Source organism: Natronospira elongata, assembly GCF_034931365.1.
GTDB classification, from domain to species: Bacteria; Pseudomonadota; Gammaproteobacteria; order Natronospirales; family Natronospiraceae; genus Natronospira; species Natronospira elongata.
Map to the genome: position 1 here is coordinate 61579 of NZ_JAYGII010000016.1, position 10702 is coordinate 72280.

General features: G+C 61.8%; 13 protein-coding genes and 1 riboswitch. Of the genes, 6 read left to right on the forward strand and 7 right to left on the reverse strand.

The window, feature by feature from the left end; genetic code table 11:
- The first annotated feature begins 64 nt into the window (after positions 1-64).
- Positions 65-601, forward strand: coding sequence for a hypothetical protein (locus VCB98_RS08695; RefSeq protein ID WP_346051770.1), 537 nt, complete (start codon positions 65-67; stop codon positions 599-601).
- A 209-nt stretch (positions 602-810) separates the two neighbouring features.
- Positions 811-897: riboswitch (cyclic di-GMP riboswitch) on the reverse strand.
- Between the two features lie 108 nt (positions 898-1005).
- On the opposite strand, the gene VCB98_RS08700 is transcribed toward VCB98_RS08695, so the two are convergent.
- Positions 1006-1644 carry a c-type cytochrome gene (locus VCB98_RS08700; RefSeq protein WP_346051772.1) on the reverse strand — a complete coding sequence of 213 codons (639 nt, stop codon included), beginning with the start codon at positions 1642-1644 and terminating at the stop codon, positions 1006-1008.
- A 285-nt stretch (positions 1645-1929) separates the two neighbouring features.
- On the opposite strand from VCB98_RS08700, the gene VCB98_RS08705 reads away from it, so the two are divergent.
- The 3 genes from VCB98_RS08705 to VCB98_RS08715 all read left to right on the forward strand — a co-directional run bounded on the left by VCB98_RS08705 (position 1930) and on the right by VCB98_RS08715 (position 4377).
- Complete coding sequence (locus VCB98_RS08705; protein WP_346051774.1) at positions 1930-2442, forward strand: DoxX family protein; 513 nt, start codon at positions 1930-1932, stop codon at positions 2440-2442.
- A 68-nt stretch (positions 2443-2510) separates the two neighbouring features.
- Complete coding sequence (locus tag VCB98_RS08710; protein WP_346051776.1) at positions 2511-3797, forward strand: metal-dependent hydrolase family protein; 1287 nt, start codon at positions 2511-2513, stop codon at positions 3795-3797.
- 82 nt (positions 3798-3879) lie between these two features.
- Positions 3880-4377: a TonB family protein gene (locus tag VCB98_RS08715; protein ID WP_346051777.1), complete on the forward strand. Its 498-nt coding sequence runs from the start codon at positions 3880-3882 to the stop codon at positions 4375-4377.
- Between the two features lie 45 nt (positions 4378-4422).
- Here VCB98_RS08715 and VCB98_RS08720 read toward each other — a convergent pair whose 3' ends face one another.
- Positions 4423-5052: a YbhB/YbcL family Raf kinase inhibitor-like protein gene (locus VCB98_RS08720; protein ID WP_346051779.1), complete on the reverse strand. Its 630-nt coding sequence runs from the start codon at positions 5050-5052 to the stop codon at positions 4423-4425.
- Between the two features lie 58 nt (positions 5053-5110).
- Here VCB98_RS08720 and VCB98_RS08725 point away from each other — a divergent pair, with 58 nt between their 5' ends.
- Positions 5111-5740, forward strand: coding sequence for an alpha/beta hydrolase (locus VCB98_RS08725; protein ID WP_346051781.1), 630 nt, complete (start codon positions 5111-5113; stop codon positions 5738-5740).
- 333 nt (positions 5741-6073) lie between these two features.
- On the opposite strand, the gene VCB98_RS08730 is transcribed toward VCB98_RS08725, so the two are convergent.
- The 5 genes from VCB98_RS08730 to VCB98_RS08750 all read right to left on the reverse strand — a co-directional run bounded on the left by VCB98_RS08730 (position 6074) and on the right by VCB98_RS08750 (position 9218).
- Complete coding sequence (locus VCB98_RS08730; RefSeq protein ID WP_346051783.1) at positions 6074-6415, reverse strand: HU family DNA-binding protein; 342 nt, start codon at positions 6413-6415, stop codon at positions 6074-6076.
- A gap of 114 nt (positions 6416-6529) precedes the next feature.
- Positions 6530-6982 carry a DUF4426 domain-containing protein gene (locus VCB98_RS08735; RefSeq protein WP_346051785.1) on the reverse strand — a complete coding sequence of 151 codons (453 nt, stop codon included), beginning with the start codon at positions 6980-6982 and terminating at the stop codon, positions 6530-6532.
- 73 nt (positions 6983-7055) lie between these two features.
- Positions 7056-7628 carry a YggT family protein gene (locus tag VCB98_RS08740; RefSeq protein ID WP_346051787.1) on the reverse strand — a complete coding sequence of 191 codons (573 nt, stop codon included), beginning with the start codon at positions 7626-7628 and terminating at the stop codon, positions 7056-7058.
- A 13-nt stretch (positions 7629-7641) separates the two neighbouring features.
- Positions 7642-8469, reverse strand: coding sequence for a pyrroline-5-carboxylate reductase (gene proC, locus VCB98_RS08745; protein WP_346051789.1), 828 nt, complete (start codon positions 8467-8469; stop codon positions 7642-7644).
- Between the two features lie 44 nt (positions 8470-8513).
- Positions 8514-9218, reverse strand: a complete 705-nt coding sequence (locus VCB98_RS08750; protein ID WP_346051791.1) for a YggS family pyridoxal phosphate-dependent enzyme — start codon at positions 9216-9218, stop codon at positions 8514-8516.
- 165 nt (positions 9219-9383) lie between these two features.
- Between VCB98_RS08750 and VCB98_RS08755 the strand changes: the two genes are divergently transcribed.
- Positions 9384-10427, forward strand: a complete 1044-nt coding sequence (locus VCB98_RS08755; protein ID WP_346051793.1) for a type IV pilus twitching motility protein PilT — start codon at positions 9384-9386, stop codon at positions 10425-10427.
- Positions 10428-10702 lie beyond the last annotated feature (275 nt).

Below are 10702 nucleotides of genomic sequence, written 5' to 3' on the forward strand. Positions count from 1 at the left end.
TGACAAAGCCGCCCATTATACGGGACCAAACCGAAAACGCGTCGAGTATAGATCGCCAATGTCAATGAACCGTTGTTTGACCGCCCCGGGCTCAATCATCGCCGTCTGCTTCATGGCCGCCTGTGCCACTGGTGGTGACAGGCTTGACGGCCCGGTGTCAGTGGAGCAATTGCTAACTGATGAGGAATTCGAGGCTGCGGGCCTCGGGGCCCTGGACCAGGAGGAGTTGCGGGCACTGGATTCGGCCCTGACCCGGGCGCTAGCCAGCGGTGGGGAGATGGATCAGGCAACCATGCGGGCCTGGGAGCAAAGCGAGGACTATCCCTTTGCCACCTTCGGGCTGCAGGATGAACATCCCGCCGCCCGTCGCCACGATCGCATGCGGACTCGCCTGGGCCGGCCTCTGGAAGACTGGGATCGCGGGCAGCGGATTCATCTGGACAACGACCAGGTCTGGCAGGTGGTCACGCCCCCACCCCGAAGCTTCGGCGCCCCCGCCCCGGAAGAGACCGAAGTCACCGTCCGTCGGGCAGCCATGAACAGCTTCCTGATGGACATCGGCGACAAGCACCCCGCCGTCCGCGTCCGCCGCGTCGAATAACCCCCATCCCGAGCCAATCGCCATCCAGCCCCAAAGGGCGGAGCCCATGGATGGCCGAAGTCACGCAGAAGCAGGCGTCCTAAAGGACGCTCAACCCACCAACAGGGGGCCATTCCAGGGTTAAAAAAAAGGAGCGCAGACCCGATGGCGGTCGGGGGGAGTCCTTTCTTTGCCAAGGGAGGGGGGGTCCGGGCAAAGAAGCACTTGCTTTCGGCAATCCCGCCATCGTAGGGCCTGCGCCCCTTAGACCGGTGATTTTGCGCCCCCGTTTTTCAACGGGTTTACCTTTTTCGCTGCAAGTTGACTTGCAAATCTGGCCGGAATTATACGGGAATCGCATATATGCAACAAGAAACAGCCCGCCGAAGCGGGCTGTTTCCAGATGACCGGTAGAAATCGCCTGTTTATCGGCGGTACTGATCCATGACCTTAAGCTTGCCTTCCTGGCTGGCGTAGAAGGCGGCCAGATCCCGCATATCGCGATCACTCAGGTTCTGGACCTGGCCAGTCATGACGGCATTGTCGCGGGTGCCGTCCTTGTACTGGCGCAGAGACTGGTAGAGGTAGTCCGCATATTGTCCGGCCAGGACCGGGCTTGGCGGCATCAGGCCTTCCGGGCTGTTGCCGTCGGCGCCGTGGCAGGCCTGGCAGCCGCGGTCCTCGGCGACCTCGCCACCCCGGACCGGGTTGCCCACCGCTCGGGCACGGGCATAGGCGCGCGCCTCTTCCCGCTCTTCCGACGCCAGGAAGGCGGCAATGTCGCGGATTTCCGCATCGCTCAGGCCGCCGGCCTGACCGACCATGGTCGGGTGCTGGCGCTCGCCGTCACGATAGGCCTCAAGGGAGGTGACCACGTAGGCGGCGTGTTGCCCGGCGATCTTGGGCACCTTGTAGGTGGGGTAGGCATTGGCATAGCCCGCCACACCGTGGCAGCCGACACAGGTGTCGGAGAGGACGCGACCGGCGTCCTTGTCGCCCTCCGCGTGGGCATTGAAGGTGGTCATCAGGGCCGCAAGGGCCAGGGTCACCAGTGCTTTGCGCATCGTTTCCGTCTCCAGCTTCTCGGCGTGCAGTCCGGGGCCGCGGCGTCGGCCCTCAAGTGTTTGGGTTTCAATCCGGAGCGTGGCGTCACCACGTGCTCGGCCACGAGCCGGACCGGGGACGCCCGAAAGGCGCTAAATGTACCAGATTCGGTCGTCGAATGCCGCAACTGCCTCGGCTTTTTGCATCCGGGCCGGAATTTTGGGCGCTTGGGCACAGTCCATGGCAGTTCTCGCCCGAAGCGCTACACTTTCCCGGGTCACAAACTGCAAAGAGAGACAAGTACCATGCCCATTCTGGATATTCTCAAGGAACATGCCCGAGTCCGGCTGCAAGCCTGGCCCCTGGCAGTATTGCGCGTCGCCACCGGCATCATGTTCATCATTCCCGGCTGGCGGAAGGTCACCGGGGACTTTTCGGCGGAAGGCTTTGTTCAGGCCAGCATCGCCGGATTCCCGGGCGATGATTCCCGTGAGGGGGCTTCCGGTGCCTATGCCTGGTTTCTGGAAAACGTGGTCATGGCCGCGCCCGGTCTGTTCTCCTTCATGGTGGCCTATGGGGAATTGTTCATGGGTCTGGCCCTGATCTTTGGCGTTGCCTCCCGTCTTGCCGCGGCCGGTGGCGTTGTGCTGCTTTTGAGTTTCCACTTCGCCAAAGGCATCGATTTCTGGTCGGCGGCCAATTACGACGCCATCTGGGCAATTATCTTCTTCGTTCTCGCTGCGACGGCGGCCGGTCGGGTATTCGGGTTTGATGAGTATCTCTATCGTCGCTGGCCCGGTGGCCGCTGGATCTGGTGATCACCCGCCGGGCGGCCTGTTCCGGTCGCCCGGCATCTTCCCTCATTATTCATTGGCAGGAGAATTCCATGCGCACACTGTTTGCCGCACTGGCCTTGTTATTGCTCATGAGCCAGCCGGTCTCGGGCGAGACTCTGTATATCCAGGCCGCCAAGCTGATTGACGGTGCCAGTGACCAGGCCCGCGAGCAGGTGACCGTGGTGGTTCGCCGGCAGCAGATAGAAGACATTCGCGACGGCTATCATGGTGATCCTGAGCAGGACCGGGTGGTCCGCCTGCATGAGCACACGCTCATGCCCGGGCTGATGGATGCCCATACTCATCTGTCGATGGAAATGTCTCCGGACGCCTATATCCGGCAGTTCACCGAAGACCCGGCCGACATGGCCTTCCGCATGACATCTTTTGCCGAGAAAACCCTCAAGGCCGGTTTCACCACTGTGCGGGAACTCGGTGATAGCCATGGTCTGTCCACCTCGCTGCGGGATGCCATCCGTGCCGGCCACGTCGCGGGACCCAGGATCCTTGCGGCGGGCAAGTCCCTGGCGACCACCGGTGGCCATGCCGACCCCACCAGTGGCTGGTCGCAGGCGCTTGAGGGCGATCCAGGTCCGCGTGAGGGGGTGATCAATGGCCGTGCCGAAGCGGCAGCCGGTGTGCGACACCGCTACAAGGAGGGTGCCGACCTGGTCAAGATTACCGCTACCGGCGGCGTACTCAGCCTGGCGGATTCGGGTGAGAACCCCCAGTTCAGCGAGGAGGAGCTGGAGGCCCTGGTCACCACTGCCAAGGACTATGGCTTTCATGTCGCCGCCCATGCCCACGGTGGTGAGGGCATGAAGCGCGCCATCCGCGCAGGCGTCCGCTCCATTGAGCATGGCACCTATATGGATCGGCGTATCATCCGCCTGATGCGCCGTCATGACACCTGGTACGTGCCCACGATTTCCGCGGGCCGCTTTGTCGCCGACATGGCGGAGAAACCCGATTATTTCCCGCCCCAGGTGCGCGAAAAGGCGGCGGAAATCGGGCCGTTGATTCAGGAAACCTTCGCCCGCGCCTGGGAAGGCGGGGTAAAGATCGCCTTCGGCACCGACAGCGGTGTTTCACCGCATGGAGACAATGCCCGCGAGTTCATTTACATGGTTGAGGCTGGCATGCCGGAAATGGCAGCCATCCAATCGGCCACCCGGGAAACGGCGCGCATGATGGGGATAGACGATCAGCTCGGCACCGTGGAGGCGGGCAAGCTGGCGGATCTGGTTGCGGTAGTCGGGAATCCCCTGGAAGATATCAGTCGCATGCTGGAGGTGCGCTTCGTCATGAAGGAAGGTGATATCGTCCGGCACGACTAGAGTGCCCTCTACCATGGGGAATCATCTTCGGCCGCGCTGGTCGAAAGCCTAGACAATCAGCATCCCGCCACGGGATGGGAGAATGACAGGAATGCTTTGGGTAAGAATGTTGATCAGTGCGGTCATCGCCACGGTCCTGGTGTTGACCATGGCAGCCGTGGGTGTGCGCTGGTTCTATGACCGCGACGAGCAGGAAGAGAACACGGTGGAACTGATTGACCGGATCGGACTGACCACGATGTTCGAGACCCCGGGTCAGGAAGACCGGGAGCGGGAAGCGCGGCGTGAGTTCGTTCGTGAGGGGCCGCGGGAGGTGGAGCGGCCCGAGGAGACGGTTGAGCTTCCCGAGCGCCAGGTCACCGGCTTCGTTCAGGTGGAATTCACGGTCTACCCCGATGGCAGTATCGAAGACGCCGAAGTTGTCGGCGCCCGTCCGGCCGGTGTCTACGAAGAGCAAGCCCTGCAGCGGGTTCAGGCGCGAGATTTCAGCGGTCAGGTGAGTCCCGCAGAGCAGGATGGCGAGCGCCGCACGGAGATCGTGGAGTTCACGGTCCCGGCCAGTGAGCTGCCCGAGGAATAAGGCCGGCCGGAAGCTTCATTTCCGGCCGGCCCGCTTCGACTCTATTCAGGCGGGGACCGACGGGTTCAGGCTGTAGCGACCGGTAATGCTGGCCTCGCCCAGCACATGTCCCTTGATTGCTTCTTCCACTTCCGGCCCTCGAAAATCCCCGTCCACCGGAATTGTTTCCAGGGAGGTGGCAATCAGGCGGAAGCGATAGCGGTGGGGGATTTCATCGTTCCAGGGTGGGCAGGGGCCGTCGTAGCCGAAATAGCTGCCGCCCATGTCCGGATCGCCGGCGAGAAAGCCGGTGAAATCATTGAGCCCCTGGCGGCTGCCAGCCGGGCCTGGGGGATTGGACTTGCCCTTCGGGGTCACTTCCTGTGAGCAGCTGCCCTCGCCGATTTCCCCCAGCGTCGGGTCAATATCCACCATGACCCAGTGGTAGAAGGGCACGCGAGGCAGATCCGCAGACACCGTGCGACCTTCCTGGTTGACGTCATCCGCTTCGCTGGGCACATCCGGGTCCACCACCAGGATCACCAGCGAGCGGGTGCCTGCGGGCAGGTCGGACCAGCGAATGGCCGGATTCCGGTTGGGGCCGAATGTCATGGGGTCTTTTTCATCAGGAATTCCGAAGGCGAAGGTTTCCGGTATGGGGGCGTTGTCTTCAATGCCGTCAATTTCCATTTTCATCGCTAAGCTCCCCTGAGATAGAATTCGCGGCCCTTCATACTGTCAGGGAGTCGCCAAGATGGCAAAAGCCTCCAACCAGCCGGAACCCATCACCGTAGCGGGCCCCGTGGGTGCGCTTGAGGCCTTGTTTCAGTTGCCCGCCAAGCAACCGCGAGCCATCGGGGTGGCCTGTCACCCGCATCCCCTGCATCAGGGCACGATGCGCAACAAGGTTGCCCATACCCTGGCCAGGGCGATGGTGGACGCTGGTGCGGCCACGCTGAGATTCAATTTTCGTGGTGTGGGCAAGAGTGAGGGGGAATTCGACAATGCCGTCGGCGAGACCGCTGATGCCCTGGCGGCGGTGGCCTGGTTGCGGGAGCGGTATCCGGATCTGCCCTTGTGGCTTGGGGGTTTTTCCTTTGGTGCCCAGGTATCCATCCAGGCGGCGGCTCGGGCCCGGCCGGACAAGCTGATCAGTATCGCGCCTCCGGTTGCCCGCTTTGGTGATTCCCGCCCGTCTCGCCCCGACTGTCCCTGGTTGCTGGTCCAGGGGGAGGCCGATGAGATTGTCGACCCGGAAGCGGTCTTTGCCTGGGCGGACGCCTACCAGTCGCCACCTCAGGTCGAGTCCTTTCCCGAGGTCGGGCATTTCTTTCACGGCCATCTGACCCCCTTGCACCGGACTCTGTTGGATTTTCTGGAATAGTGGGGTTGGATTGGGGGGTTGGCTTCTGGTGTTGGGGGCGTGGTTGCCTTCGATTTGTTGAGGCCCCTTCGAGGGCGGTGACGGGGGTGTGCCGGCTTAGGTTCTGGTGGCCTTGCTCAGGAACGCCGTGAACCCATCCCTGGGGGCTCTGGGTTCGCCATCCTGGCTCACACAGTCCTGAGCAAGGCCACCGGCAAAGGGACCGGAACGCCCCCCGTCACCGCCCTCGAAGGGGCCTCAACAAATCGGAGGCAACCCGATATACAAACCCGGTGCACAAAAAAACCCGCCTCAATGAGGCGGGTTTTCGTGGTCAGCGCCAAAGGGCACCGATCAGATCATTTCTTTCAGACCCTTGAGTGCAGTCACCTTCACGGCCTTGCGGGCAGGCTTGGCCTTGATGGTGATTTCCTCGCCGGTAAAGGGATTCACACCCTTGCGCGACTTGGTGGCGGGCTTCTTGACCGTCTTGATCTTCATCAGGCCCGGCAGATTGAAGTAGCCGGGGCCACGGCGGCCGATGTTGCGCTTGATCTCACTGTTCAGGGAATCGAACACGGCCTGAACATCCTTGCGAGTGAGGCCGGTGTCATCAGCGATCTTGGAAACAAGCTGCGCCTTTGTCGGTGGTTTCTGGGCCGCCTTGGCGGCAGTTTTCTTCTTTCGCGTTGCCATTAAGGGCTCCTTGACGAATGGGGGTTTTTCGCAAATCAACTAGCGTGCGGCCGCAAGCCGACACTGCTTTCGCAAGTTAGCACAGTCTTTCCTCGCGGTCAGCCGCAGGCCGCCCTAGAAAGTGCGCTGGAATTCGATGGTCTCGCTGATTTCCGAATCCCGGGGGGCGACAGTCACCGTGAAATTGAGGGTCTCACCCTCGGAGATTCGGATATCGCCGATGTAATAGATTGCCTCACCCATTTCATCGCCGCTTTCCCGGATTTCCTGCATACGGAATCGACGCAACTGGGCACTGAGATTCACCGCCTGGGCATCGATGTCCGCTTCCACCGGTCGGGGCGTGTCCTCATCCGTGCGATGGACTGCCACATTCAATAGTACGCGACGGTCACTTCGGGTGATGCCATAGGTCCGCGCCATCGCTTCCGGCAGTGCACTGGTGGGAAGCACATTGAAGTAGATTATGTGCCCGTTCACTTCACGGGATTGTTCCACTTCGGCCGTGGCCGGCTGCCAGGCATGCATGGCCAGCACGGCTGTCAGTGTCAGTATCAGTGTGCGCATGGTAATCACCTCAGCGGTATCCAGCTTGAGAGCCCTGATATCAGTTTAGCAGGGCCTGTCAGGCTTGCTCCGCCTACATGCGCACCAACCAGGCCGGCAGGAAGAGTTGCTGTACCAGCAGATAGAGAAAGAACAGCCCGATCATGGCCAGCATGGGTGAGATATCTATGCCCCCGAGATTGGGCATCATGCGCCGCAGGGGCTGCAGGATGGGGCGGTTCAGTGACCAGAGCGCCCCCAATACCGGGTTGGGATTGCCGGGGCTCAACCAGCTCACCACGACCTGCACCAGAATGGTGAAGATGAACAGGGTGATGAAGAGGATGACCAGTTTCACCACAGCCAGCAGTGGCAGAGCCAGGGGCCCCGGGAAGGCCACCGGTTGGATCAGTGCCAGCAGGGTGACATTGATGGTCTGCAGGATCAGCATCAGTACAATCGCCGCAAGATCAAAGCGCCGCCAGACCGGGATGAGGCGATAGAGGGGGCGGAGCACCGGGTCGGTGGCTCGAATCACCAACTGGCTCAGGGGATTGTAGTAATCCGCGCCCTGGCGTTGCAGCAGGAAACGCAGAATGACAGCCAGGGTGTAGAGGCTGAACAGGGTGTTGACGAGAAATGACAGGGGCGTGGCAAGGCTGCCCATGGGTGTCGTCTCCTCAGTCTCGGCCGAATTCGTCGGACAGGGTTTGGGATCGGTCCCGGGCGGCAGTCAGGGCCTTTCTGAAGCACTCCTCCAGGCCTTGCTCGCGTAGCACTTCCAGGGCCGCAGCGGTGGTCCCTCCGGGCGAGGTCACCTTTTCGCGCAGGGTCGCCGGGTCATCATCGCCTTCATTGGCCATGCGGGCGGCGCCAAGCGCGGTCTGCAGGACCAGGCGGCGGGCCAGTTCCGGGGGCAGGTCCAGGGAACGGGCAGCGTTCTCCATGGCCTCCATGACCAGGAAGAAATAGGCCGGGCCGCTGCCGGAGGTAGCGGTGACCGCGTCCATATGGGCTTCCTCGTCCACCCATAGCGCCATTCCGACCGCGGCCATGATCTCTTCGGCCAGGGTCTTTTGTGCCGCGCTTACCGAGGGATTGGCGTAGAGAGCGGTGGCGCCGCAGCGGAGCAGGGAGGGGGTATTGGGCATTGCCCTTACCACCGGCACATTACCCCCGAGCCAGCGGCTGATATCCGGTTCACGCAGTCCGGCAGCGATGGAGAGCACCAGTGGCTGGCGTTCCTGAACGATACTGGCGATCTGGGCGGCGGCCTCGCGGAGGATCTGGGGCTTGACCGCCATCACGATGACATCGGCGTGGGCGGCGGCTTCGGTGTTCTCCTGGGTGACGTTGATCCCGTGGCGGTGACGATGGGTATCCAGCTGATCCACAAAGGGATCGGCGACCCAGAGGTGCTGGGGCGAGCGGCCGCCGGCGATGAGACCGCCCACCAGACTGTGGGCCATATTGCCGCCGCCGATGAAGGCAATGGTGCTCTCAGACATTATTTCTCCTTGCTAGCCGGTAGTTTATGGCGTCACATGATAGCTCACTCACGCGCGCCGAACAGGGCCGACCCCACTCGCAGCAGGGTGCTGCCCTCGGCGATGGCCGCCTCCAGGTCCGCCGACATCCCCATGGACAGGGTGTCCAGTTCGTGGCCCTGGGCCTGCAGCTGGTCGGCCAGAGCCTTGAGGGCGCGGAAGGGGCGTCGCTGTGAGTCTTCACTGTCGCTGGGGGCCGGCAGGCACATCAGTCCCCGTAGCCGCAGCCGGGGCAGTGCCGCCACCTGATCCGCCAGCTCTGGCACGTCCGAAGGCGCGACCCCGGCCTTCTGGGGCTCTTCACTGATATTGACCTGGATGCAGACATTGAGATCAGGCAGGGATTCGGGGCGCTGCCCGGACAGGCGGCGGGCAATCTTCAGCCGATCGACGCTGTGGACCCAGTCAAACCGTTCTGCCACCGAACGGGTCTTGTTGGACTGGAGGGGGCCGATGAAATGCCAGATCAGATCGGGCAGGTCCGAGAGGGAATCGATCTTCTCCACCGCCTCCTGCAGGTAGTTCTCGCCAAACTCCCGTTGCCCCAGGGCTGCCGCTTCCCGAATCAGGGCCGCCGGCTTGGCCTTGCTCACCGCCAGCAGGCGGATATCCTCGGGATTTCGCTGGTGGCGCTCAGCCGCAATTCGGCAGCGTTCATGAACCCGCTGAAAAGCCTGGGCCAGGGAATTCTGTTGTTGTTCCAATGCCATCGGTGCTCCGGGTTTGCGGTGATCCCGCATTCAGCGCTATCTTGCTCACTGCGGGCTTCCCCGCACAGCGGACCAGGCCGAATATGATACGCCCACTCAAGGGGGCACTAACAGCGCCGGGCCGGATATGGCCAGTTATTGCCCACGCAGTAGAGGAGTTTGCCCATGGCGGTTGATATCGCCCAATTGCTGACTTTCGCGGTCAAGAATGATGCTTCCGACCTGCACCTCTCCTCCGGGGTGCCGCCCATGATTCGAGTTCATGGCGATGTGCGTCGGATAAACATGCCGGCCATGGAGCACAAGGAAGTCCACGCCATGGTCTATGACATCATGAATGACAAGCAGCGCAAGGATTTCGAAGAGTTCCTCGAGTGTGACTTTTCCTTCGAAATCCCGGATCTGGCCCGCTTTCGCGTCAATGCCTTCAATCAGAAGCGGGGGGCCGGGGCGGTCTTTCGGACCATTCCTTCCAAGATCCTGACGCTTGAGGACCTCAATGCTCCCAAGATTTTCTCGGACATTGCCGAGACGCCCCGTGGCATCGTTCTTGTGACCGGTCCCACCGGTTCGGGTAAATCCACCACGCTGGCCGCGATCATCAACTACATCAACGAGAATCATATGGGGCATATCCTCACGGTGGAGGACCCCATCGAGTTCGTGCATGAAAGCAAGAAATGCCTGATCAACCAGCGCGAGGTCCATCGGGACACCCTGGGCTTCAACGAGGCCCTGCGCTCCGCGCTCCGGGAAGACCCCGACGTGATTCTGGTGGGTGAGATGCGCGACCTGGAAACCATTCGTCTGGCCCTGACCGCGGCCGAGACCGGCCACCTGGTCTTCGGTACCCTCCACACCAGTTCCGCCGCCAAGACCATTGACCGGATCATCGACGTTTTCCCGGCCGCCGAGAAGGATATGGTTCGGGCCATGCTGTCCGAGTCCCTGCGCGCTGTCATTTCCCAGACCCTGCTGAAGAAAAGTGGCGGCGGTCGGGTGGCGGCCCATGAAATCATGATCGGTACACCCGCCATTCGAAATCTGATCCGGGAGGGCAAGGTGGCCCAGATGTATTCCGCCATTCAGACCGGCCAGGGCTCGGGCATGCAGACGCTGGACCAGAATCTCCAGGACCTGGTCCGCCGTGGTGTGATTGACAAGCAGCAGGCTCGCCTCAAGGCGGCCAACAAGGAAGGATTCAACTAGGGAACCTCTGATTAATTCATTCGCGCCCGCAGCCAACGGGATTTTTTCTCTCGCGAGGCGCGACGAGCGTAGTGTAGCCTCTGTGCTACATGAGCGAGGAGTAACGAAGTCGAGAGGGGAAATCCCGTTGGCCCACAAGGGGTTGACGCTGAGAGCGCCTGCTTCTGCGTTGCATTGCTTGCCCGTAGCACAGAGGCTACTGTGCTGCGCAATGCGCCTTGAATCAGACGCTCTCAGCGCCAACTGCGGGTGCGAATGAATTAATCAGAGGTTCC

Bases quoted from the DNA above. Each gene is read 5' to 3' on its own strand.
- VCB98_RS08705 (WP_346051774.1), top strand. From the start codon at position 1,930: ATGCCCATTCTGGATATTCTCAAGGAACATGCCCGAGTCCGGCTGCAA.
- VCB98_RS08700 (WP_346051772.1), bottom strand. From the start codon at position 1,644: ATGCGCAAAGCACTGGTGACCCTGGCCCTTGCGGCCCTGATGACCACC.
- VCB98_RS08730 (WP_346051783.1), bottom strand. From the start codon at position 6,415: ATGGCAACGCGAAAGAAGAAAACTGCCGCCAAGGCGGCCCAGAAACCA.
- VCB98_RS08720 (WP_346051779.1), bottom strand. From the start codon at position 5,052: ATGAAAATGGAAATTGACGGCATTGAAGACAACGCCCCCATACCGGAA.
- VCB98_RS08695 (WP_346051770.1), top strand. From the start codon at position 65: ATGAACCGTTGTTTGACCGCCCCGGGCTCAATCATCGCCGTCTGCTTC.
- VCB98_RS08740 (WP_346051787.1), bottom strand. From the start codon at position 7,628: ATGGGCAGCCTTGCCACGCCCCTGTCATTTCTCGTCAACACCCTGTTC.
- VCB98_RS08735 (WP_346051785.1), bottom strand. From the start codon at position 6,982: ATGCGCACACTGATACTGACACTGACAGCCGTGCTGGCCATGCATGCC.
- VCB98_RS08710 (WP_346051776.1), top strand. From the start codon at position 2,511: ATGCGCACACTGTTTGCCGCACTGGCCTTGTTATTGCTCATGAGCCAG.
- VCB98_RS08750 (WP_346051791.1), bottom strand. From the start codon at position 9,218: ATGGCATTGGAACAACAACAGAATTCCCTGGCCCAGGCTTTTCAGCGG.
- proC (WP_346051789.1), bottom strand. From the start codon at position 8,469: ATGTCTGAGAGCACCATTGCCTTCATCGGCGGCGGCAATATGGCCCAC.
- VCB98_RS08755 (WP_346051793.1), top strand. From the start codon at position 9,384: ATGGCGGTTGATATCGCCCAATTGCTGACTTTCGCGGTCAAGAATGAT.
- VCB98_RS08715 (WP_346051777.1), top strand. From the start codon at position 3,880: ATGACAGGAATGCTTTGGGTAAGAATGTTGATCAGTGCGGTCATCGCC.
- VCB98_RS08725 (WP_346051781.1), top strand. From the start codon at position 5,111: ATGGCAAAAGCCTCCAACCAGCCGGAACCCATCACCGTAGCGGGCCCC.